The organism is Streptomyces sp. NPDC058459 (genome assembly GCF_042721685.1).
Classification (GTDB): domain Bacteria; phylum Actinomycetota; class Actinomycetes; order Streptomycetales; family Streptomycetaceae; genus Streptomyces.
Map to the genome: position 1 here is coordinate 1 of NZ_JBHXLV010000010.1, position 22,102 is coordinate 22,102.

General features: G+C 69.4%; 16 protein-coding genes, 3 tRNA genes and 1 pseudogene. 10 read left to right on the top strand and 10 right to left on the bottom strand.

Annotation, left to right across the window (positions count from 1 at the left end; all coding sequences use genetic code 11):
• The first annotated feature begins 3 nt into the window (after positions 1-3).
• A pseudogene (locus tag ACFWN1_RS03780) lies at positions 4-3,128 on the top strand (Tn3 family transposase).
• A 44-nt stretch (positions 3,129-3,172) separates the two neighbouring features.
• On the opposite strand, the gene map reads toward ACFWN1_RS03780, so the two are convergent.
• Positions 3,173-3,955, bottom strand: coding sequence for a type I methionyl aminopeptidase (gene map, locus ACFWN1_RS03785; RefSeq protein ID WP_384357838.1), 783 nt, complete (start codon positions 3,953-3,955; stop codon positions 3,173-3,175).
• A 65-nt stretch (positions 3,956-4,020) separates the two neighbouring features.
• On the opposite strand from map, the gene ACFWN1_RS03790 reads away from it, so the two are divergent.
• Complete coding sequence (locus tag ACFWN1_RS03790) at positions 4,021-4,326, top strand: helix-turn-helix domain-containing protein (RefSeq protein WP_384357840.1); 306 nt, start codon at positions 4,021-4,023, stop codon at positions 4,324-4,326.
• A gap of 372 nt (positions 4,327-4,698) precedes the next feature.
• The gene (locus tag ACFWN1_RS03795; protein ID WP_384357842.1) at positions 4,699-5,373 is read left to right on the top strand and encodes a recombinase family protein; all 675 of its coding nucleotides are present in this window, start codon (positions 4,699-4,701) and stop codon (positions 5,371-5,373) included.
• A 287-nt stretch (positions 5,374-5,660) separates the two neighbouring features.
• Here ACFWN1_RS03795 and ACFWN1_RS03800 read toward each other — a convergent pair whose 3' ends face one another.
• From ACFWN1_RS03800 to ACFWN1_RS03815, 4 genes are all read right to left on the bottom strand, one after another.
• The gene (locus ACFWN1_RS03800; protein WP_384357844.1) at positions 5,661-5,876 is read right to left on the bottom strand and encodes a hypothetical protein; all 216 of its coding nucleotides are present in this window, start codon (positions 5,874-5,876) and stop codon (positions 5,661-5,663) included.
• A gap of 93 nt (positions 5,877-5,969) precedes the next feature.
• Positions 5,970-6,503 carry a hypothetical protein gene (locus tag ACFWN1_RS03805; RefSeq protein ID WP_384357846.1) on the bottom strand — a complete coding sequence of 178 codons (534 nt, stop codon included), beginning with the start codon at positions 6,501-6,503 and terminating at the stop codon, positions 5,970-5,972.
• A gap of 69 nt (positions 6,504-6,572) precedes the next feature.
• A complete protein-coding gene (locus ACFWN1_RS03810) occupies positions 6,573-7,670 on the bottom strand; it encodes a hypothetical protein (RefSeq protein WP_384357848.1) in 1,098 nt (365 codons plus the stop codon).
• Between the two features lie 299 nt (positions 7,671-7,969).
• Positions 7,970-8,923 (bottom strand): tyrosine-type recombinase/integrase, encoded by a 954-nt coding sequence (locus ACFWN1_RS03815; protein WP_384357850.1) that lies wholly within the window; start codon positions 8,921-8,923, stop codon positions 7,970-7,972.
• Positions 8,924-9,496: 573 nt separating this feature from the next.
• On the opposite strand from ACFWN1_RS03815, the gene ACFWN1_RS03820 reads away from it, so the two are divergent.
• From ACFWN1_RS03820 to ACFWN1_RS03840, 5 genes are all read left to right on the top strand, one after another.
• A tRNA-Asp gene (locus ACFWN1_RS03820) sits at positions 9,497-9,571 on the top strand.
• Between the two features lie 24 nt (positions 9,572-9,595).
• Positions 9,596-9,669 (top strand) — tRNA-Phe (locus ACFWN1_RS03825).
• Between the two features lie 148 nt (positions 9,670-9,817).
• Positions 9,818-10,165 carry a hypothetical protein gene (locus ACFWN1_RS03830; protein WP_384357852.1) on the top strand — a complete coding sequence of 116 codons (348 nt, stop codon included), beginning with the start codon at positions 9,818-9,820 and terminating at the stop codon, positions 10,163-10,165.
• A gap of 78 nt (positions 10,166-10,243) precedes the next feature.
• On the top strand, positions 10,244-14,188 hold the full coding sequence (hrpA, locus tag ACFWN1_RS03835; protein ID WP_384357854.1) for an ATP-dependent RNA helicase HrpA: 3,945 nt from the start codon (positions 10,244-10,246) through the stop codon (positions 14,186-14,188).
• 97 nt (positions 14,189-14,285) lie between these two features.
• Positions 14,286-14,360, top strand: a tRNA-Asp gene (locus ACFWN1_RS03840).
• Positions 14,361-15,073: 713 nt separating this feature from the next.
• Here the strand turns inward: ACFWN1_RS03840 and bldC are convergent.
• On the bottom strand, positions 15,074-15,280 hold the full coding sequence (gene bldC / locus ACFWN1_RS03845) for a developmental transcriptional regulator BldC (protein ID WP_003949541.1): 207 nt from the start codon (positions 15,278-15,280) through the stop codon (positions 15,074-15,076).
• A 532-nt stretch (positions 15,281-15,812) separates the two neighbouring features.
• Complete coding sequence (locus ACFWN1_RS03850; protein WP_384357856.1) at positions 15,813-16,655, bottom strand: hypothetical protein; 843 nt, start codon at positions 16,653-16,655, stop codon at positions 15,813-15,815.
• A gap of 248 nt (positions 16,656-16,903) precedes the next feature.
• On the opposite strand from ACFWN1_RS03850, the gene ACFWN1_RS03855 reads away from it, so the two are divergent.
• Together ACFWN1_RS03855 and ACFWN1_RS03860 are read left to right on the top strand one after the other, a co-directional pair.
• Entirely contained in the window at positions 16,904-17,998 is a 1,095-nt protein-coding gene (locus ACFWN1_RS03855) for a Leu/Phe/Val dehydrogenase (protein WP_384357858.1), read from the top strand.
• 357 nt (positions 17,999-18,355) lie between these two features.
• Entirely contained in the window at positions 18,356-18,607 is a 252-nt protein-coding gene (locus ACFWN1_RS03860; protein WP_030816885.1) for a DUF3073 domain-containing protein, read from the top strand.
• 142 nt (positions 18,608-18,749) lie between these two features.
• Here ACFWN1_RS03860 and purM read toward each other — a convergent pair whose 3' ends face one another.
• The 3 genes from purM to ACFWN1_RS03875 all read right to left on the bottom strand — a co-directional run bounded on the left by purM (position 18,750) and on the right by ACFWN1_RS03875 (position 22,077).
• Positions 18,750-19,820, bottom strand: a complete 1,071-nt coding sequence (purM, locus tag ACFWN1_RS03865; RefSeq protein ID WP_384357860.1) for a phosphoribosylformylglycinamidine cyclo-ligase — start codon at positions 19,818-19,820, stop codon at positions 18,750-18,752.
• Positions 19,821-19,872: 52 nt separating this feature from the next.
• The gene (gene purF, locus ACFWN1_RS03870) at positions 19,873-21,402 is read right to left on the bottom strand and encodes an amidophosphoribosyltransferase (RefSeq protein ID WP_384357862.1); all 1,530 of its coding nucleotides are present in this window, start codon (positions 21,400-21,402) and stop codon (positions 19,873-19,875) included.
• 213 nt (positions 21,403-21,615) lie between these two features.
• Positions 21,616-22,077: an META domain-containing protein gene (locus tag ACFWN1_RS03875; protein WP_384357864.1), complete on the bottom strand. Its 462-nt coding sequence runs from the start codon at positions 22,075-22,077 to the stop codon at positions 21,616-21,618.
• Between the last annotated feature and the right edge of the window lie 25 nt (positions 22,078-22,102).

Genomic DNA, 22,102 nt, shown 5'->3' on the forward strand with positions numbered 1-22,102 from the left:
CCGGTGGAGTTTCTGACTGATGAGCAGGCCGAGGCGTACGGGACGTTCACCGAGGTGCCCACGCGCCCGGAGCTGGAGCGGTTCTTCTTCCTCGACGATGACGACCGCGACCTGATCGCGCTGCGTCGTACGGACGCGCACCGCCTGGGGATGGCGGTGCAGATCGGCACGGTCCGCTACGTCGGCCGGTTCCTGGGTGAGGACCCGCTCGCGGTCCCGTGGGAGATCGTGGAGTACCTGGCCGGGCAGCTCGGCATCGAGGACGCCTCGTGCGTGAAGCGGTACCCGGAGCGCCGGTCGACGGTGTACGAGCACGCGGCGGAGATCCAGGAGCGGTTCAGCTACCGGGACTTCAACGACCGCAGGTGGGGCCGGGAGTTCCGCAGTTTCCTGTACGGGCGGGCGTGGACGCACGCCGCGGGGCCGGTGGCGCTGTTCAACCACGCGGTGACGTGGCTGCGCCGGCGCCGGGTGCTGTTGCCCGGCGTCTCGGTGCTGGCCCGGCAGGTGTCGGAGGCCCGTACGGCGGCCGAGCGGCACCTGTACGAGGCGGTGGCCCGTGCCGCGGACCGTGCCGATCCCGCGCTCGCGCCCGCGTTGGCGGCGCTGCTGGAGGTGCCGGAGGGCAGGCGGGTCTCGGAGCTGGAGCGGCTGCGCACGCCGCCCGTGAAGACGACGGGCACCGCGATGGTGCGGGCCATGGAACGGGTGGAGGAGATCTCCGCCTTCGCCCTGGGGCGCGTGAATCTGTCCCGGGTTCCGGTGAACCGGCTGTCCACGCTGGCCCGGTACGGGCAGCTGAGCAAGGCGCAGACGATCGAGCGGGCACCGGAGCCGCGGCGGACCGCGCTGCTGACGGCGGTGGTGCGCCAGCTGGAGGCGCAGGCGGTCGACGACGCCCTCGACCTGTTCGCGCTGCTGATGGCGACCCGGCTGATCAGCCCCGCCCGCCGGGCGTCGGACCGGGACCGGTTGGCGATGCTGCCGCAGCTGGAGAAGGCGGCGCGCGTCCTGGCGAAGGCGTCGAAGATCCTCACCGAGGAGCTGGACCTGGTCGCTGAGGCGGGCACCGACCTGGACATCGCCGCGCTGTGGAGGGCGGTGGAGGAGGCCGTGCCGCGTACGGCGGTGGCCGGGGCGGTCGCGACCGTGGAGGCCCTGGTGCCGGAGGAGGACGGGTCGGCCGAGGCGGCGATGCGCGAGAAGCTCGCGCTGCGCTGCAACACGGTGCGCCCGTTCCTGTCGCTGCTGGGCGAGTCGGACGCGCTGGACGCGGCCCCGGCCGGGCGGCGCATCCTCAAGGCGGTGCGCCGTCTGCCCGCGCTCTCGCGCCGCCGGGTCAAGGACCGGCCGCTGCTGCCCCGCGAGGTCGACGCCGAGCTGGTGCCGGCGATGTGGAAGCGGGCGGTGTTCTCCAACGCCAAGTTGCCGCAGGGCACGGTCGACCGCGACGCGTACGTGGTGTGCGTGCTGGAGCAGCTGCACCGCGCCCTGAACCGGCGCGACGTGTTCGCCGCCCCGTCCAACCGGTGGGCGGACCCGCGCGCGAGGCTGCTGGACGGGCCGCGGTGGGCGGCCATGAGCGCGGACGTACTCGCGGGCCTGAGCCTGTCTGAGGACGTCGGCGAGCACCTGGCCCAGCTCGCCCGGGGGCTGGATGCGGCCTGGCGGCAGATGGCCGACCGGCTCGCCGAGGCCGGGGACGAGGCGAAGGTGGAGATCGTCGTCCCCGACGGCGGCGGCCGGGCCAAGCTGTCGGTGGACAAGCTGGGTGCAGTGGGTGAGCCGGAGTCACTGACCTGGCTGAGGACCACCACGGAGGCGATGCTCCCCAGGATCGACCTGCCGGACCTGTTGTTCGAGGTCCACTCCTGGACCGGGTTCCTCGACGCCTTCAAGCACGTCTCCGAGAGGCCCACCCGCATGGAGGCGCTGCTCGTCTCCCTGGTCGCGCTGCTGGTCTCGGAGAGCTGCAACATCGGGCTGACCCCGGTCATCGACCCGGAGAACAAGGCGCTGGCCCGCTCGCGGCTGTCCCACGTCGACCAGAACTACCTGCGCGCGGACACCATCGCCGCGGCGAACGCGGCGCTCATCACCGCCCAGGCCCGCATCGAGCTGGCCCAGATGTGGGGCGGCGGGCTGCTCGCCTCCGTCGACGGCCTGCGCTTCGTCGTCCCTGTCAAGAGCATCAACACCGCGCCCTCGCCTAAATATTACGGGTACAAGCGGGGCCTGACCTGGCTAAACGCCGTCAATGACCAGGTCGCTGGGATCGGCGCTATGGTCGTGCGCGGCACCCCGCGCGACAGCCTGTACACGCTGGACACCCCTCTCAACCTCAACGGCGGGGTGAGGCCGGAGATGGTGGCGACCGACAACGCCTCGTACTCGGACATGGCGTTCGGCCTGTACAAGATGCTCGGCTTCCGCTTCGCGCCCCCCGCTTCCGCGACCTTGCCGATCAGCGGTTCTGGCGGGCCGACCTTCCCGACGGAGAGACGCCGGCCGCCGGGTACGGGCCGCTGGAGGCCATCGCCCGCAACAAGGTCAACCTGAAGCGCATCGAGACGCACTGGCCAGACATGCTCCGCGTCGCCGGGTCCCTGATCACCAACCAGGTCAGGGCGTACGACCTGCTGCGGATGTTCGGCCGCGAGGGCCACCCCACCCCACTCGGTGCCGCGTTCGCCGAGTACGGCCGCATCGACAAGACCATGCACCTGCTCGCCCTGGTCGACCCGGTCGACGACACCTACCGGCGGCTGATGAACCGGCAGCTCACCGTCCAGGAGTCCCGCCACCGCCTCGCCCGCGCGATCTGCCACGGCGGCCGGGGCCAGATCCGCCAGGCGTACCGCGAGGGCCAGGAGGACCAGTTGGCCAGTCTGGGACTCGTGCTCAACGCCGTGGTCCTGTGGAACACCCGCTACTTGGACGCTGCCGTCGCCCGGCTCCGTGCCGAGGGCCACGACATCAAGGACGAGGACGTCGCCCGGCTCTCCCCGCTCAAGGACCGGCACATCAACTTCCTGGGCCGCTATCTGTTCAACATCAAGGCCGGCGGACCCGGTCAGGGCCTGCGCCCCTTCCGGGACCCGGAGGCTGTCGAGGATGACGAGGATTGACGGCGGCGCACCCGGCCCGCTGGGCCACTCGTTACAGCGCCCTCTTATGGTCGTGCCTGCGTGGGCAGCGTGAGAACTTCGGCTCCGTTGTCGGTGATGGCGATGGTGTGCTCGCTGTGCGCGGTCCGGCAGCCTGTCGCGCTGCGCAGCGTCCAACCGTCGGCGTCGGTGACGAGTGTGGCAGTGTCGGCCATGACCCAGGGCTCCAGGGCGAGCAGCAGTCCGGGGCGCAGCTTGTATCCGCGGCCGGGCCGTCCGGTGTTCGCGACGTGCGGGTCCTGGTGCATGGTCGAGCCGATGCCGTGGCCTCCGAACTCGGTGTTGATCGGGTAGCCCGCTTCGCTGAGGACCGTGCCGATGGCGTGGGAGAGGTCGCCGATGCGCGCCCCCGGCTTGGCGGCGGCGATGCCGGCGGCGAGTGCACGTTCGGTCGTCTCGATCATCGCAACGCTCTCCGCCGGCCTGGCCTTGCCCACCAGAAAGCTGATCGCGGCGTCCGCTGCCACCCCGCCCCTGGCTACGGCGAGGTCGAGAGTCAACAGATCCCCGTCTGCCAGCGTGTAGTTGTGAGGCCGCCCGTGGAGCACTCCGTCGTTGACGGCCGTGCAGATGTAGTGCCCGAACGGGCCTCGCCCGAAGGAAGGCGCGTAGTCCACGTAGCAGGACTGCGCTCCCGCCTCGGTGATCATCTCCTTGGCCCACTGGTCGATGTCCAGCAAGTTCGTCCCGACCGTGCTGCGCTGCTTCAGCGTGTGCAGGATGGTTCCGACCAGGGCGCCGGTGTCTCTCGCCCGCTCAAGCCGCGCGGAGTTCAGGATCTCAATCATGGGGGACCTCTCATGTGCGTCCAATAACTATCCCGGTATAACTGTACCGGTATTAGAATGGGGTCATGGTCAGGTTGCCGCTCACCCCCGCCGAGGTAGAACGCGGACAGCGCCTTGGCGCCCTGCTCCGCCGAGCCCGGGGCTGCCGCTCGATGCTGGACGTGGCGCTCGCTTCGCACATCTCGCCGGAAACTCTGCGGAAGATCGAATCCGGCCGTGTGGCTACCCCTGCCTTCCCGACCATCGCAGCGATCGCCGACACCCTCGGCCTGTCTCTTGACGCCGCCTGGGCCGAGATTAGCCAGGCGGAGCGAACCGTCGAGGATCAGTCGGTCCTGCCTGTCACACGGCATCCATCGCTGGTTTCGTAACACCCACCCCACATCAAGTACGCATGAGCCAGTGAGCTTGTCCGTGGCCTCGTCAAGATCACCGGCGCAGAGCCACCGGCGAACGGCGATGTGCACGAGACCGGCCAGTGCGATCGCCACCGTGACCCCGGGCGCCCAGGCCCTCGAAGGGGCTCCTCGACCTCCTGGCGAGCAACCAGCCTCCCCAGGAGCGCTGACTCCTGCTGGCGATGAGCGCGGTGTGCCACCGGCTGCCGGGTCGTCAAAAAACCTTCGTTTTCTGAAGATCGCCGGGCCGGGACCCGCACACCCCCGGGAGCCTTCAAAAACCCCTTCAACAACCTGGGATATTCAAGAACCCCGGACCACCGTTTTCTAACATGATCCGGGGTCATGAGTGACCTTCTGGAGCCGTCCGGCCGCCCCGAACTCCTCGTCGCCGAACCCCTCATCCGCACCGAGATCAAGATCGGGTACGCCCGGGTGTCGAGCGGCGGGCAGAAGCTCGACCGGCAGATCGACGCACTCACCGCCGCAGGGTGCCGGAAGATCTTCGCGGACAAGAAGTCCGGCAAGAACGCGCTCCGCCCGGAGCTGAAGGCGTGTCACGCCTTCCTCGACGCTGGCGACACCCTCGTGGTCCCCTCGCTCGACCGCTACGGCCGCAGCCTCCAGAACCTCATCAACATGGTCGCCGAACTCCGCACCCGCGGCATCGGGTTCACCTCGCTGCACGAGAACCTCGACACCACCACCCCCGGCGGCCGGCTCGTCTTCCACGTCTTCGCCGCCCTCGCGGAGTTCATCCGCGAACTCATCGTCATCGGCACCAACGAGGGCCTGGCCGCCGCCCGCGCCCGCGGCCGAGTCGGCGGACGTCCCAGCGTCGCCACCGAGGAAGTCATCAAGGCCGCCCGCGACCTACTGCCCGACCCCGGACGCTCCATCACCTCGATCGCCAAACTCCTCGGTGTCTCCCCAGGCACCCTCTACAACCACATCCCCGACCTCCGCGAACTGCGGGCGACCGGAGCCGTCCCCCACCAGCTCGACGCCGCGGAACGGTGACCCGTGCCGATCCGACCCGAGAACCGCGACCGGTACCCCGCCGACTGGCCGGAGATCTCCAAGACCATCAAGAATCGCGCGGGCTAGCGGTGTGGATGTGAGGGCGAGTGCGGACGCGGCACCCACCCCGGCCGGTGCCCCAACCGGCATGGACAGCCCGCGTACGGCACCGCCTCGCGCGTCGTCCTGACCACCACCGCTCACCTCGACGCGCGCCTATCGGTAACGCGGGCTATCGGAACCTGCGGAATGGTGACGAGTGTTCCGCGATGGCCACGGGACGATGGTTAGGTCTGGGTGTCGGTCTGTTCGAGGGCGTCGACAAGGTCCTCGACCAGCCTCTGGTGCTGGTTTCGCTCGACCTGCCGTGCTGGGCTGGTCAGGACCAGCGTCTTTGCCTGTCCAAGGGCCTCGGGTCCAGCACCCAGCAGTTCGCGAGTGACGAGGATGGAGTCCATCACGCTGATCCCACGGGCGCTCAGCATCTCCTGGATGGATGTCATCTCCGTGCCCGTTGTCAGCAGAGGCCGGAGCTCGGTGGTCAGAGCCGTAAGCCGTGCTGCTCTTTCGGGATCGAGTCCAGTGAGTGCCATTGTTCAGCCCTCCTCAGGCGCAAGGTGCTCGCCTGCGGGGTGGGCAATGACAAGGCCAGCGCTGACGGCTTGTCTGTCGTTGATCCCGAGGTGGTGGATGAAGGCCCAGGTGTCGAGCTGGTCGCTCGCCCAAGTGGGGTCGTATGCCGCGGTGGGAAGCTGCGGTATGCGCTTGCGGCCCGCTTCGTCCAGGCAGTAGGGCTCCTCAAAAGCGTTGATCCACTTCGGGAGAGCAAGGGTGTATCGCTCCTGGGCTTCGGCCGCGGTGGTTCCGAGGTAGGTCGCGATCTGTTCCCAGGAGCTACCGCGTTCAACTTCGTAGATGACGGCCGAGGTCAGGGTCTGCTCGGCCAGTTCGATGAGTTGCTGGGCTTGGCTGACCCGTCCTGCCATTCCGGTGTCTGTGTCGTGCCGGGTCCCCACAAGCCCGGCGGCGCCTTCGGCCACGTCCTTGGCGTGATCGGAGAGCACAAGACGGGCCAGCCCTTGGCGGGAGTGGGCAGCTCGGTCATCGTCATAGGGGGTCGTCTCGCTCATGAGGAACAGGGTTCCACGCGCACGTGGTCTGCGAATACTGGATATCGCCGGCGGTTGGCATCTGGTCGTTCAGCGGCGGTTGATCTCGGCGGCGTACTCAGGGCTGAAGCCTCCGCGTTCGCGGTCCCAGTTGTCGGCGGTGCTCTGGTGGAAGCCGAGCAGGCGGCTGAAGACGTAGGCCGGCAGTTCGGACGCGATCTCCATCAGCGACGTGTTGCGTGCGACGCGGGGACGGATACCGATCGCCTTGAGTCGGTGACACAGGGTATGCGGGGCCAGCGGCTGGCCTGGGTAGGCGCCGTGGAACAGCCACTTGGGCTCGTCGAGCGGCACGGTGACGGCCAGGCCCTGGCGCTGCCGGGCGAGCTGGCGGATCAGGTCGTCCAGCGGGGCGGACAGTTCGGCGGGTTTCTGGCCGAGCCGCAGGGTGACCTTGTCCCCGTCGTCCGCGACGTGCTCGGTCGTCAGCAGGGTGATGCGGCTGGCGGGCTGGGCGAACAGCAGCAGGAGCAGTCCGGCAGCTCGGTCGGCGGTGCTCAGCTGGTCGTCCTGGACCAGGCGCCGGACCAGGGTCCAGCGCTGGTCCTGGGCGATGACATGGACGGTGAAGTCGCCGTTGTTGATCGGGGCTGTCAGCTGCCGGGTGTATCCGCGCCGGCGGGTCCACAAGAGGAAAGCGCGGACGGAGGAGCGCAGGGCCGGGCCGTGACCGAGCCAGGTGTCGATGTGATCCTGCGTGCACAGAGCGAGGCTGCTTCCGTTCCGGCGCAGCCACTCCAGAAGCCGTACGACATAGCGGACTTCGATCCGGACGCCGTTGGCCTGCCCGTGGGTGACCTGCTTGCCCGCGGGGAGTCGGCGGAAGCGGCGCAGGGGCTGCCAGTTCACGTACGTGCGAAGAAGCCATCGCTCATCCGGGTCCTCGACACGGCCGATGGCCTTGGTGAGCCATTTCTCCAGCTTGGCGAGCTGTTCGTCCCGGGATGGCAGGGCGCCGCCGGCAACCAGCACGGCGCGGATATTGTCCGCGGTGCGGACCGGTGTGAAGCGATCGAGAACCTCGTGGGTGACCGGGCCGGTTCCGCCTGCCAGGGCCTCGAAGATCGCCCGGCGGGCCGGGGTCTTGCGGACCCACCGCAGGACGGTCAGCGGCGGCGGCCGCAGCATAGCCTCCACGACCGGGGCAAGCTCGGCACGGACCTTGCCGTCCGTGCCGGTGAGGGCCTCAGTCAGGTGCCGGCGGGCGGCGCATGCGGCGCATAGACCGAAGTGGAAGCGTCTTTCCAGAGAGCCGCACGCGGTGCACGGACGGCGGGCCGCAGGGTGTTTGGCCCAGCAGGTCTGGCACAACGGCTTCCCGTCCGGCGTCCGGCCGTTGGGGCGGTGGGTCTTCCCGCAGTCCGCACAGGGTTTGCGCGGCACCCCGCAGTAGGAGCACAGCGGCTTGCCTTCCGGGGTGCGGTTGTTCACCCGCCGCGTCTCGGCCCTGTTTGATGAAAAGACAGCCCGCGGTTGCGGCAACGCTCTGCATGTAGCCCTCCTGGAGCTGCTCCATGCAGGTGGTAAACGTGCGTCGATCGACAGGCTTTGCTATGCCGCCCCTCACAGCTTGCGCCACGGGCGCCCCCCTCTGGTTGCCCCTCCCCCAGTGAGCGCAGCATACGGTCCCCCCTCTCCCGCCCGTCCAGCCCCCGTCGCCTCACACTATTGACTGCCACTGACAAGTGGACCGCCACAAGGCGGGACAAGCAATCGGGCATCCCTGCCCTCCGAAAACACAAGGTTGATCTGCACAACCTTGCGCCGACCGCGCAGACGAAACCTTCATCGCGCCGGCCACGGCCGCCGTCCCCTGCAGACTTCTGCGGCACTGGACAAAAGGCAAGGATGCTCGGAGCGGCTTGACGGGCGAACCTCGCTACCGACTCTCGGCTGAGCGCCCTGCCCCTCTGGTTCACGAACAGCGGTCCGTCGGTACGGTCACCGATCGCGGCGAGGGCGAGAGCGGCGGACTGGTCGCTCAGGGGGATCACGTGCTCATCCCTGTCAGTCTTGGGGTAGTCCACGTCGACCTTGTGCTCGTCGAGGTCGACGTCACGCACGTCGAGCGCAAGGGCATCACCGACCCGCAGGTCCCCCTCCCACAGCAGAGCCCACAGCGCTCGGTGCTCGGCGGGGATCGCGTCGTCGTTGGTGAGCCGCACGATCTCCTCGGGCTCAACGACCTCGGCGGCTAGATCAGCACGGTGCCCTCGGCCGGGCCGCTCAGCACGGGCAGCGTCGGCCGCAGCCCGGTCATAGCGCATGGCGCCCGTCGCCGGATCACGGTCAATCGAGTCGACCTGGGCGAGGACCCGCCGGACGGTCGCCGGATTGAGGCCCCAGCGCTCGGCGCACTCTTGGGCAGTAGTGAGATCCATAGCGTTTGACTTCCGCACACCCCGTGCAGAAGTCAAGCCCGCGCCCCCCGGGTTTTGCCTTCACGGCTGGGCCGCATTCGAGGCGTCACAGTTAGGAACACTGCGTCGCCCGCGCAGAGCCCTGGGATCATGGCGGTGTGCGCCCTCTTCACAGATCCAGGATTTGCAGTCACAACGGGGTACATCCCCGTGCCCACCAGTGGGCACGGGACCCGGATCAGGGAGGGACGAGCGGGGAGGGGGAGGATGGAAACAGGGTCCTACGCTGGGCTCTCCGGCATAGTCCCAGGTCAGAAAGGTAAAGCTTTCGGGTTCGAATCCCGTTGGGGGCACCACAGCGGACTTGTCATGAGAGCCCGCCCTGATCCAGGGCGGGCTTTCGTGTTTCCCCACGTCCGGCCATGTCCGGCCACGTCCCGCCCTCGCCCGCCCGCGAGAAGCTCGGTACGGACCACCGCCCCTGCTCTGATACGCTTCTTCAGCGACGTCAGCCCAACAGATGCGCACCTCACCACCGGTGAGAATCGCGTTGGGAGGACCCGCAACCTTGTGCGACACTGTCGTACAGCGCCTGGTCCTGTGGAGCAGTTTGGAGTGCTCGCCACCCTGTCAAGGTGGAGGCCGCGGGTTCAAATCCCGTCAGGACCGCTGAGGTTTCACGTGAAACCTCGTGGCTGGGTAGCTCAGTTGGTACGAGCGATCGCCTGAAAAGCGATAGGTCGCCGGTTCGACCCCGGCCCCAGCCACAGTCGCCCTTCAAGGGCCGAACCCCCTCCAGTTCTGGAGGGGGTTCTTGCGTTTCGGGGGTCCGGTGAAGCGCGGTTGCAGGTGCCCTCTGCGGTACTAGAGTGAAATTCGTCCATTCGTGGGGAAATAACCCAAAGGGGGCGTTTCATGCCCGCCACGAACAGAAAGCGGACGGCTGCCCTGTGTTCGGTCTTCCTGGCCGCCGGTGTCGTCCTCGGTCCGATCGGCTTCCAGCAGGCAGCATCCGCAGCGCCCGCTCAGGCCCACGCCGGCACGACGACCACGGCACCCGCCTCTTCGGGGGACTACAAGCAGGGGTTCCGCGACGGCTTCAGGTCCGGCTACCGCGACGGCCGCCACTGCCATCACCACCCTCACCACGACGACCATCACTCCGGCAAGGGCCTCTCGCTGAAGGACCCGAACCGCGACTACCAGCAGGGATTCAGGAACGGCTACAAGTCGGGCTTCCGGCTCGGCCGCGACTCCTGCTGACGCCCGGGACAGAGGCCCGGCACCGCCGCGTCAATTCGTTCGCGCGGTATTTCCCCGAGGTGAGATCCTGGACCGCGTATGTCTACGCATCCCGCCCCCGCCTTGGGGTCTCTCGCCTCCCGTCTGACCGAGCTGTCGCTGCGTGACGCGCACCGGCTCGGGCGCAGACTCGAGGGCGCCCGCAAGATCCGTAAGCCGGAGGCGCGTGCCGCCGTCCTGGCCGAGCTGGAGGGCGAGGTCGGCAAGGCCGCGTCCCGGATGGCCGAACGGCGCTCCCGGGTGCCCTCGGTCAGCTATCCCGAGCAGCTTCCCGTCAGCCGGAAGAAGGACGACATCGCGGCCGCCATCCGCGACCATCAGGTCGTCATCGTGGCCGGCGAGACCGGCTCCGGGAAGACCACACAGATCCCCAAGATCTGTGTCGAGCTGGGCCGTGGCCTGCGCGGGATGATCGGGCACACCCAGCCCCGCCGGATCGCCGCACGCACCGTCGCGGAACGGGTCGCCGACGAGCTGCACACCCCGCTCGGCGAGACCGTCGGCTGGAAGGTCCGCTTCACCGACCAGGTGAACCCGGACGCCACCTTCATCAAGCTGATGACCGACGGCATCCTGCTCGCTGAGATCCAGAACGACCGCGAGCTGCGCGCCTACGACACGATCATCATCGACGAGGCCCACGAGCGGTCCCTCAACATCGACTTCCTGCTGGGCTACCTCGCCCAGCTGCTGCCCAGGCGCCCGGACCTGAAGGTCGTCATCACCTCGGCGACCATCGACCCGGAGCGCTTCTCCCGGCACTTCGGCGACGCCCCGATCATCGAGGTCAGCGGGCGGACCTACCCGGTGGAGGTGCGCTACCGGCCGCTGCTGGAGGAGGACTCCGCCGACCCCGACCGGGACCAGATCACCGCGATCACCGACGCCGTCGAGGAACTGATGGCCGAGGGCCCCGGCGACGTCCTCGTCTTCCTCTCCGGCGAGCGGGAGATCCGGGACACCGCGGACGCGCTGGAGAAGAAGAAGTACCGCTCGACCGAGGTGCTGCCGCTGTACGCGCGGCTCTCGCACGCCGAGCAGCACCGGGTCTTCCAGCAGCACACCGGGCGCCGGATCGTGCTGGCGACCAACGTCGCCGAGACCTCGCTGACCGTGCCCGGCATCAAGTACGTGATCGACCCCGGCTTCGCCCGGATCAGCCGCTACAGCCACCGCACCAAGGTCCAGCGGCTCCCCATCGAACCGGTCTCGCAGGCCAGCGCCAACCAGCGCAAGGGCCGCTGCGGCCGTACCTCCGACGGCATCTGCGTCCGGCTGTACAGCGAGGACGACTTCACCGCCCGGCCGGAGTTCACCGATGCCGAGATCCTGCGCACCAACCTCGCCTCCGTCATCCTCCAGATGACCGCGGCCGGCCTCGGCGACATCGAGAAGTTCCCCTTCATCGACCCGCCGGACCACCGCAACATCCGCGACGGCGTCCAGCTGCTCCAGGAACTGCACGCCCTGGACCCGGCGCAGAAGGACCCCCGCAGACGGCTCACCGACACCGGCCGCAAGCTCGCCCAGCTCCCCGTGGACCCGCGTCTGGCGCGCATGGTGCTGGAGGCCGCCAAGAACGGCTGTGTCCGCGAGGTCATGGTCATCGCCGCCGCCCTCTCCATCCAGGACCCGCGGGAGCGCCCGGCCGACAAGCAGACCCAGGCCGACCAGAGCCACGCCCGCTTCCGCGACGAGACCAGCGACTTCCTCGCCTACCTCAACCTCTGGCGGTATCTGCGCGAGCAGCAGAAGGAGCGCGGCTCCTCCGCGTTCCGCCGGATGTGCAAGCAGGAGTACCTGAACTTCCTGCGGGTGCGCGAGTGGCAGGACATCTACCTCCAGCTCCGCACGGTCGCCAAGCAGCTGGACATCCATCTCAACGAGGAGGACGCACCCGCCGACCGCGTCCATGTCTCCCTCCTCGCGGGCCTGCTCTCCCACGTCGGGATGAAGGACGTGAAGGACGGCAACAAGAACGAGTACCTGGGCGCCCGCAACGCCAAGTTCGCGGTGTTCCCCGGCTCCTCGCTGTTCAGGAAGCAGCCCAGGTTCCTGATGTCGGCCGAGCTGGTGGAGACCTCCCGGCTCTGGGCCCGGGTCAACGCCAAGATCGAGCCGGAGTGGGTCGAGCCGCTCGCGGAGCATCTGCTGAAGCGCACGTACAGCGAGCCGCACTGGGAGAAGGACCAGGCGGCAGTGATGGCGTACGAGAAGGTGACGCTGTACGGCGTCCCGATCGTCGCCCAGCGCAAGGTGAACTACGGGCGGATCGACCCGGAGGTCTCCCGCGAGCTGTTCATCCGCAACGCCCTGGTCGAGGGTGACTGGCGCACCCACCACAAGTTCTTCGCCGACAACCGCAGGCTGCTCAGCGAGGTCGAGGAGCTGGAGCACCGGGCGCGGCGCCGGGACATCGTCGTGGACGACGAGACGCTGTTCGACTTCTACGACCAGCGGGTCCCCGAACACATCGTCTCCGGCGCCCACTTCGACTCCTGGTGGAAGCGCGAGCGGCACGAGCAGCCCGAGTTCCTGGACTTCGAGCGGGAGATGCTCATCCGGGAGTCGGCGGAGGCGGTCACCAAGGCCGACTACCCGGACAGCTGGCACCAGGGCGAGCTGAAGTTCCGGGTGACCTACCAGTTCGAGCCCGGCGCGGACGCCGACGGCGTGACCGTGCACATCCCGCTCCAGGTGCTCAACCAGGTCACCGACGAGGGCTTCGAGTGGCAGATCCCCGGGCTGCGCGAGGACGTCGTCACCGAGCTGATCCGCTCGCTGCCCAAGCCGATCCGCCGCAACTACGTCCCGGCGCCCGACTACGCCAAGAAGTTCCTGGAGCGGGCGGTCCCGCTCCGGGAGCCGCTGACGACGACCATGGCGCGCGAGCTGAAGCGCATGGTGGGCGTGCCCTTCGAGGCCGAGGACTTCGACTGGTCGCGGGTCCCCGACCATCTGAAGGTCACCTTCCGGATCGTGGACGAGCGGCGCCGCAAGCTGGCCGAGGACAAGGATCTGGAGGCGCTGAAGCTCCAGCTGCGCCCGAAGGCCCGCCAGGCCATCTCGCAGGCGGCCGCCGCCACCGCGTCCCGGCAGGGCGGGCCCTCGCTGGAGCGCTCGGGGCTGACCGACTGGAGCATCGGCACCCTCAGCCGGGTCTTCGAGACCCGCAGGGCCGGCCAGCCGGTGAAGGCGTACCCGGCACTGGTGGACGACGGAGACACCGTCTCGGTCCGCCTCTTCGACACCGAGGAGGAGCAGGCCGAGGCGATGTGGAAGGGCGTGCGCCGTCTGATCCTGCGCAACATCCCGGTGAACCCGGCGAAGTTCGCGTCTGAGAAGCTGACGAACGCGCAGAAGCTCGCGCTGTCCGCCAACCCGCACGGTTCGGTGCGGGCGCTGTTCGACGACTGCGCCATGGCGGCGGCCGACAAGCTGATCGCGGACTTCGGCGGCCCGGTGTGGGACGAGGAGTCGTACCGGAAGCTCTACGACAAGGTGCGGGCCGACATCGTGGACACCACCGTGCGCGCGGTGGGCCAGACGCAGCAGGTGCTGGCCGCCTGGCAGGCGTGCGAACGGCGCCTGAAGGCCGTCTCCAGCCCTGTGCTGCTGGCCAATCTGACGGACGTACGGCAGCAGTTGGACGCGCTGGTGAAGCCCGGCTTCGTGACCTGGGCGGGCATAGCGCGGCTGCCGCACCTGATGCGCTACCTGGTGGCCGCCGACCGGCGCCTGCAGCAGATGCCGACGAACGTCCAGCGGGACACCACCCGCATGCAGAAGGTGCGTGAGATGCGGGACGAGTACGCCTGGCTGCTGGAGCAGCTGCCCCAGGGGCGTCCGGTGCCCCGGCAGGTGCTGGATATCCGCTGGATGCTGGAGGAGTTGCGGGTCAGCTATTTCGCCCACGCCCTGGGCACGGCGTACCCGGTCTCCGACAAGCGGATCGTGAAGGCGATCGACGCCGCCGCACCGTGACCGTACGACCGCACCGGGTGAGTTCGACCCGGGCGCCCGGACTCCTGTACAGTCCTTCTCGCAGCGCAACGCGGAAATGCGAAGCGCCGCACCAGATGGTCCTGTGGAGCAGTTTGGAGTGCTCGCCACCCTGTCAAGGTGGAGGCCGCGGGTTCAAATCCCGTCAGGACCGCGGTAAGAGAAGGGCCCCCGGAATCCGGGGGCCCTTTCCTCGTCTCCGGTCGCTGCCCCTCCCCCCTCGCCGCCCTCCGCCTCCCTGGAGCCCGCCAGGGCCCTTGACGGGTTCATGCCCCGCCGGTACCCAGTAGACGGGCCACGCTCCCCCTGCGCGGCCCGTGGAGGCGCCGCCGGCGCGGCTGCCGGGTGCGTCCCCAACACCCGTTCGCACAGGGGACGGTGGGACAGGTGGGTGCTAATAGCGCACGGATGGGCGGTACAACAAGCGTCATGACGTGTGACGGGAGTCACGGCATGAGTTTCTGAAACCCAGGTTTTTACTACTGTCCTACAACGGGTCAATTTAATATGTGCAATTGCACTCTCTCCGGAGGTGTCCCGTGAGCCCCGGGAGGGAAGTGCGGGGGTGATGCGCGAGGCGACACGCAGGGCCTCCAGTGACCCTCCCCCGGCTCTCCCCCGGCTCTCCCCGGACTCCGACAAGGCCGCTCACGCGGGAGCCGGCCGGGACTCGGGGGCGCACAAAAAAGATCGCGCTGGACCCGGCGGAGTCCAGCGCGATCGACAACGCACTTGGTGCCACACGCCTTCGGAGGTCGTCCGGCGCGCACCTGGGGCCTGTTGGGGCAGGTCCCGCGTCATATGGAGCCAGGGTTCGGGCGACTCGGCCGGTCGGGGGCCGGTCGTTATGCCCGGTTATTCAGTTGTTCAGGCCTCGCTGCGCTGCTGCGGGATGCCCGCGAGCAGCGCACGGACCTCCGCCTCGCGGTAGCGGCGGTGCCCGCCGAGCGTACGGATCGACGTGAGCTTGCCGGCCTTCGCCCACCGCGTGACCGTCTTGGGGTCGACACGGAACATGGTGGCGACCTCAGCCGGGGTCAGCAGCGGCTCGGCATCAGGGGTGCGAGCGGTCATGAGCGGCCTCCTCGGGAGAACCGAACCTTCTCGGTTCTTTCCTCTAAATTCTGCACCTTGACCCGCGTTGCCCGAAATGGCGGACGCGAGTCGAGTCGGTTATAGGACGAACGGCTTGTCCTCGGCACTACAACTACACCATCTGTCCAGCCGCGTCGGCCAAACCGATGGAATTGCCCTCCCAGGTGTTCATCCACGACGGAAGCCGATGGACCATGCCATAGCGGACAGTCACGCCGACGTGACGATCAGTCACATGGCGATCCGGAGCCACAAGACCCACCAAAAGCGTGCAATGCGGAGAATCCGCCCAAAGTTGAGCAAAGTTGGGCAGAAGGAGCCCTCCCCGGACTCCTTGTCCTATTTTGGCATGAGGAGTGGCAAGAGACGCAAGGGCCGTGTAAGTGCCGTCCATCACCCAATGAGGCAAAAGCCCGGTTCAAGGCCAACGCCCTGTCAAACGGCCCAAGTTCCGTAGACCGTACGCTGTTCGAGGCCATTTCGACCGTGACGTGCGTCACTCCGGCCGGGGTCAGTTCGCCGAGCGCAGGTCCCGTACCGAGCGCCAGCGGGCCGCCAGGCGTCCGTAGGCCCGGCTCGCGGCGCTCTCGTCGCCCCGGCGCAGCGCGTCGATGCCGGCGGCCACGTCCGCCGCGGAGTGGTCCTCCGCCAGCGTCCCGGCCGGCACCGCGTGCACCAGGCCGCCGTAGTCCAGCTCGACCACCGAGCGCGGGTGGAACTCCTCCAGCCAGCGGCCGACGTCCAGCACGCCGTCGATCAGCGGGCTCTCCCCGACCGTGTCCCTGAGGGTGCGCAGCGCACGCGCCACCCGGCGCCGGGCCTGCACCATCGGCGTGCGGTAGCGCAGCATCGCCGGGGTCGCGCCGCTGCGCGGTTCGAAGCGGCGCTCCTCGTCGGCGACCAGCACGAACCAGTTCAGCGGGATCTGCCAGGTCGCGCTCCTGATCCAGGGGCGGGCGCCGGGGTTGCGCTCGAGCCAGCGCTCGAAGTCCTGGGCTGCCTGATCGCGCACCAGGGGCGGCAGCACCGCTTCCAGCACCGGGGTGGGCAGCTCCTCGCCGAGCCCCGCCAGCGCCTGCCAGCCGCGCAGCCGGGTCCGCCAGGGGCAGACGCACACCACGCCGTCCCGCTCCAGCACGAACGCGTCGGCGCTCTCGTGCACCGGGACCGGCACCGGCGGGGTGGGCAGCAGATCGGCCAGCGAGCGGCGCAGCTCGTCCTGGTAGGTGGGGCGGTCCGGGCGGCGGGCGTAGCGGGCCCAGTGGTCGCGCTCCGGCTCCGGGAAGGCGGCCAGCGGCTCGTACACACGCAGGTACGCGGCATAGGGGACGACCACGGAGGACACCTTGGGCACGCCTGCTCCCTCCCCACGCCGGTCGCCTCGAAACCACTGCGAATCGTGCCACGGCCGCACCGGCGCGGCGCACCTGCGGGTGATCTCCGCCGGGTGCCGGTCCTGGGCCGGGCGCAGGCTCTACCCTCAGCCTTGCGGCCCAACGGCCGCGTGGCAGCACCCCGCCACCCTCCCCCGCCACCAAAAGTGTGGGGGCACCCCCAGGGGCTCCGGCCCCGTCCGCCGCTTCTTACACAGGAGTCACCACAGTGACCGAGGTAACCGGCGCCACCGCAGATGTCCTGCACACCCTGTTCCGCTCGGACCAGGGCGGCCACGAGCAGGTCGTGCTCTGCCAGGACCGCGCCACCGGCCTGAAGGCCGTCATCGCCATCCACTCCACCGCGCTGGGCCCCGCGCTCGGCGGCACCCGCTTCCACCCGTACCCGAGCGAGGCCGAGGCCGTGGCCGACGCCCTGCAGCTCGCGCGCGGGATGTCGTACAAGAACGCCATGGCCGGGCTCGACCACGGCGGCGGCAAGGCCGTGATCATCGGTGACCCGGCGCGGGACCGCACGGAGGAGCTGCTGCTCGCCTACGGCCGCATGGTCGCCTCGCTCGGCGGCCGCTACGTCACCGCGTGCGACGTCGGCACCTATGTCGCCGACATGGACGTGGTGGCCCGCGCGTGCCGCTGGACCACCGGCCGCTCGCCGGAGCAGGGCGGCGCGGGCGACTCCTCGGTGCTCACCGCGTTCGGCGTCTACCAGGGCATGCGCGCCTCGGCCCAGCACCTGTGGGGCGACCCCTCGCTGCGGGACCGGGTGGTCGGCGTCGCCGGCGTGGGCAAGGTCGGCCGGCACCTGGTCGGGCATCTGCTCGCGGAGGGCGCCGAGGTCGTGGTCACCGACGTGCGCGCGGCGGCCGTGGACGAGATCACCGAGGCCCGTCCCGCCGTGCGCCGGGTCGCGGACACCGAGGCGCTGATCCGCCTGGAGGGACTCGACATCTACGCCCCCTGCGCGCTCGGCGGGGCGCTGGACGACGACACGGTGCCGGTCCTCACCGCGTCCGTGGTGTGCGGCGCGGCCAACAACCAGCTCGCCCACCCCGGGGTGGAGAAGGACCTCCAGGACCGGGGCATCCTCTACGCGCCGGACTACGTGGTGAACGCGGGCGGGGTCATCCAGGTCGCCGACGAGCTGCACGGCTTCGACTTCGAGCGGTGCCGGGCGAAGGCCGCGAAGATCTTCGACACCACCCTGGCGATCTTCGCACGTGCGAAGGCGGACGGGGTTCCGCCGGTCGCGGCGGCCGACCGGATCGCCGAGCAGCGGATGGCCGACGCGCGCGCCTCGCGCTGACCGACACGCCGAGGGAACACGGACCGGGCGATCTTGCCGGGCCCGCGTCGCGATGGGCAGCGGTGGACGTCTGAGGGCCCCCGGCGGTACCCGCCGGGGGCAACTTGGAGAGAACTGTCACTTCCGTCGGCGGGTCGTACCCCGATAAGTGGTTAAAATCGCCATTGACCAGCGAGGACAGGGCACCTCGTGGGTCCTGTGCACACGCGCGTGCTGCGGGCGACGTACCGTATGGGCGCGGGCTCAGGTACCGTGGAAGCCCTACGGACCGGCCTCTCCGCGGGAGAGTCCGTTTCGGATCATGAACGCGTGTCAGACTCTGGGGCCGTTGAGCCCCGTCACCGAGGGGGTCGAGCCATGGGGCGCGGCCGGGCCAAGGCCAAGCAGACGAAGGTCGCCCGCCAGCTGAAGTACAACAGCGGTGGGACAGATCTGTCGCGTCTGGCCAGTGAACTGGGCGCATCGACTTCGAACCAGCCGCCGAACAGCGAGCCGTTCGAAGACGATGAGGACGACGAGGAAGACCTCTACTCCCGTTACGCCGACCTCTATGAGGACGACGACGAGGACGAGGACGACGGTCCCTCACAGCACCGTCGCGGCGCTTGACCTTGCACTGAGCACTCTGCGTTGAGCAGCGGAAAACCGGTCGGTGGCACTGCCACCGACCGGCTTCTGTGCTGTCCGGAGCCAGTAGGCGTCGGCAGTGGGCCGGCTGCGGGCCGCGGCCCGCCCAGCCGGCCCAGGCCGCCTAGAGCGCGTGGTCGCCGACCAGCCCGGCGGCGCTCTCCTGCTCGCCGCGCTCGGTGATCGTGCCGGCCACCCAGGCTGCCACGCCCCGGTCCGCCAGCGTGGTCAGCGCCGCCTCGGCGGACTCGGCCGGTACGACGGCCATCATGCCGACGCCCATGTTCAGCGTCTTCTCCAGCTCCAGACGCTCGACACCGCCCGTCCGGCCGACCAGGTCGAAGACCGGGTCCGGCGTCCAGGTGGAGCGGTCCACGGTGGCGTACAGCCCGTCCGGGATCACCCGGGCCAGGTTGGCCGCGAGGCCGCCGCCGGTGATGTGCGAGAAGGCGTGCACCTCGGTGGTGCGGGTCAGCGCCAGGCAGTCCAGCGAGTAGATCTTCGTGGGCTCCAACAGCTCCTCGCCGAGCGTCCGGCCCAGCTCCGCCACCTCGCTCTCCAGTGCCAGCCCGGCCCGCTCCAGCAGGACGTGGCGGACCAGGGAGTACCCGTTGGAGTGAAGCCCGGAGGACGCCATGGCGATCACCACGTCACCGGAGCGTATGCGGTCGGGGCCCAGCAGCCGGTCGGCCTCCACCACACCGGTGCCGGCGCCGGCCACATCGAAGTCGTCCGGACCCAGCAGGCCGGGGTGCTCGGCGGTCTCGCCGCCCACCAGGGCGCACCCGGCGAGCACACAGCCCTCCGCGATGCCCTTGACGATCGCGGCGACCCGCTCGGGGTGCACCTTGCCGACGCAGATGTAGTCGGTCATGAACAGCGGCTCGGCACCGCACACCACGATGTCGTCCATGACCATGGCGACCAGGTCGTGCCCGATGGTGTCGTACACGCCGAGGTGGCGCGCGATGTCGACCTTCGTGCCGACGCCGTCCGTGGCGGAGGCCAGCAGGGGGCGCTCGTAGCGCTTGAGGGCGGAGGCGTCGAAGAGGCCGGCGAAGCCGCCGATGCCGCCGAGGACCTCGGGGCGGCGGGTCTTCCTCACCCACTCCTTCATCAGCTCGACGGCGCGGTCGCCCGCCTCGATGTCGACGCCCGCGCTCGCGTAGCTGGCACCCGTGGTCTCAGAGGACATGGCAGAAGAGAACTTTCCTGTCGTACGGCTCGGACGGCTCGGACGGCTCGGCTCAGGGACGACGGATGGCGTCGGCCGCGGCGGTGGTGGCGGGCCCGGCCGCCAGCTCGGTCTCCAGCAGCTGCTTGCCGAGCAGCTCCGGGTCGGGGAGGTCCATCGGGTACTCACCGTCGAAGCAGGCGCGGCACAGGTCCGGCTTGGCGATGGCGGTCGCCTCGATCATGCCGTCGATGGAGATGTACGAGAGCGAATCGGCGCCCAGGCTGGTGCCGATCTCCTCGATCGTCATGCCGTTGGCGATCAGCTCGGCGCGGGTGGCGAAGTCGATGCCGAAGAAGCAGGGCCACTTCACCGGGGGCGAGGAGATCCGGATGTGCACCTCGGCGGCACCCGCCTCGCGCAGCATGCGGACCAGGGCCCGCTGGGTGTTGCCGCGCACGATGGAGTCGTCCACCACGACCAGGCGCTTGCCCCTGATGACTTCCTTGAGCGGGTTCAGTTTCAGCCGGATGCCGAGCTGGCGGATCGTCTGCGAGGGCTGGATGAAGGTCCGGCCGACGTAGGCGTTCTTCACCAGGCCGTTGCCGAAGGGGATGCCGGACGCCTCGGCGTACCCGATCGCGGCCGGGGTGCCGGACTCCGGGGTCGCTATGACCAGATCGGCCTCGGCGGGCGCCTCCTTGGCCAGGCGGCGGCCCATCTCGACGCGGGACAGGTAGACGTTCCGGCCGGCGATGTCGGTGTCCGGGCGGGCCAGGTACACGTACTCGAAGACACAGCCCTTGGGCTTCGCTTCCGCGAATCGGGAGGTGCGCAGGCCGTTCTCGTCGATGGCGATGAACTCGCCCGGCTCGATCTCCCGGACGTAGGACGCGCCGCAGATGTCGAGCGCGGCGGACTCGGAGGCGACCACCCAGCCGCGCTCCAGCCGGCCGAGGACCAGCGGGCGGATGCCCTGCGGGTCGCGGGCGGCGTACAGGGTGTGCTCGTCCATGAAGACGAGGCTGAACGCGCCCTTGACCTTCGGGAGCACCGCGTGCGCGGCCTCCTCGATGGTCAGCGGCTTGCCGTCCTCGTCGACCTGCGCGGCGAGGAGTGCCGTGAGCAGGTCGGTGTCGTTGGTGGCAGCCACCCGGGTGGAGCGGCCGCTTGTGTCCTTGGGCAGGTCGGCGACCATCTCCGCCAGTTGGGCGGTGTTGACCAGGTTGCCGTTGTGGCCGAGCGCGATCGAACCGTGCGCGGTGGCGCGGAACGTCGGCTGGGCGTTCTCCCACACGGAGGCGCCGGTGGTCGAGTAGCGGGCGTGTCCGACCGCGATATGACCCTGGAGCGAACCGAGCGAGGTTTCGTCGAAGACCTGGGAGACCAGGCCCATGTCCTTGAAGACGAGGATCTGGGAGCCGTTGCTTACCGCGATTCCCGCGGATTCCTGACCCCGGTGCTGGAGGGCGTAGAGCCCGAAGTACGTGAGCTTTGCGACCTCTTCGCCAGGCGCCCAGACACCGAAGACGCCGCAAGCGTCCTGGGGGCCTTTTTCGCCGGGAAGCAGATCGTGATTGAGTCGACCGTCACCACGTGGCACGTCCCCGAGTGTAGGCGAGGCGAACCGCTGGGCCGAATTGGGGATATGTGGCCCCCGCCGAACCCGGACTCGCGATCACCTTGGTTGATTTCGCGTCTTCGCAGGTCAGAGGGGGCTGGCTGGGGGTGGGTGGCGAGCGGACGGGGTTCGGTGTGCGCTCGTGGGGGCCGCGGGGCCCGCTCCCGAGTGAGGTGTCGCACACCGTCCCGCCCCCTAGCGGGACGCGCTCGGCGTGAGCTGGACGCGCGCGCCCTTCTGTGTGGTGAGGGTGAGCGCCCCGTCGTGGGTACGTGCCGTGAGTGTCCCGGAGTCGAGCGCGCGGGTCAGGGCGCGTTCGAAGGTCATCCGGGGTTCGTCGCACGCCATCCGGGTCGTGCGCAGGGCGCCGAAGTCGATCCGGGCGCCGTCGACGGTGGTGGGCGCGGAGAAGGCGTTGCAGCCGAGGCTGCCGCTCGCGCGGCCCTCGTCGTCGATGCGGATGCGGGCGGCCGCGGGGGCGCGGTGCGTGGTGCCGCCCTCGGTGACGCCGGTCACCCGCCATGCGGTGCCGGTGAGGCGGGGGGCCGGGGCGACCGAGCCGCTGCCGGGGTCGGCGGAGTCGTTCCCACAGGCCACCGCGAGCGGTACGAGCGCGGCGGCCACGGTCAGGGTGATGCGCTGCGTGTGCCGGTCCATGCCGGTTCGACGTCCGCGGTGCGGC

Coding starts and splice junctions, on each gene's coding strand:
- map (WP_384357838.1), bottom strand. CDS start 3,955: ATGATTGAGATCCTGAACTCCGCGCGGCTTGAGCGGGCGAGAGACACC.
- ACFWN1_RS03790 (WP_384357840.1), top strand. CDS start 4,021: ATGGTCAGGTTGCCGCTCACCCCCGCCGAGGTAGAACGCGGACAGCGC.
- ACFWN1_RS03795 (WP_384357842.1), top strand. CDS start 4,699: ATGAGTGACCTTCTGGAGCCGTCCGGCCGCCCCGAACTCCTCGTCGCC.
- ACFWN1_RS03800 (WP_384357844.1), bottom strand. CDS start 5,876: ATGACATCCATCCAGGAGATGCTGAGCGCCCGTGGGATCAGCGTGATG.
- ACFWN1_RS03805 (WP_384357846.1), bottom strand. CDS start 6,503: ATGAGCGAGACGACCCCCTATGACGATGACCGAGCTGCCCACTCCCGC.
- ACFWN1_RS03810 (WP_384357848.1), bottom strand. CDS start 7,670: ATGCTGCGGCCGCCGCCGCTGACCGTCCTGCGGTGGGTCCGCAAGACC.
- ACFWN1_RS03815 (WP_384357850.1), bottom strand. CDS start 8,923: ATGGATCTCACTACTGCCCAAGAGTGCGCCGAGCGCTGGGGCCTCAAT.
- ACFWN1_RS03830 (WP_384357852.1), top strand. CDS start 9,818: ATGCCCGCCACGAACAGAAAGCGGACGGCTGCCCTGTGTTCGGTCTTC.
- hrpA (WP_384357854.1), top strand. CDS start 10,244: ATGTCTACGCATCCCGCCCCCGCCTTGGGGTCTCTCGCCTCCCGTCTG.
- bldC (WP_003949541.1), bottom strand. CDS start 15,280: ATGACCGCTCGCACCCCTGATGCCGAGCCGCTGCTGACCCCGGCTGAG.
- ACFWN1_RS03860 (WP_030816885.1), top strand. CDS start 18,356: ATGGGGCGCGGCCGGGCCAAGGCCAAGCAGACGAAGGTCGCCCGCCAG.
- purM (WP_384357860.1), bottom strand. CDS start 19,820: ATGTCCTCTGAGACCACGGGTGCCAGCTACGCGAGCGCGGGCGTCGAC.
- ACFWN1_RS03875 (WP_384357864.1), bottom strand. CDS start 22,077: ATGGACCGGCACACGCAGCGCATCACCCTGACCGTGGCCGCCGCGCTC.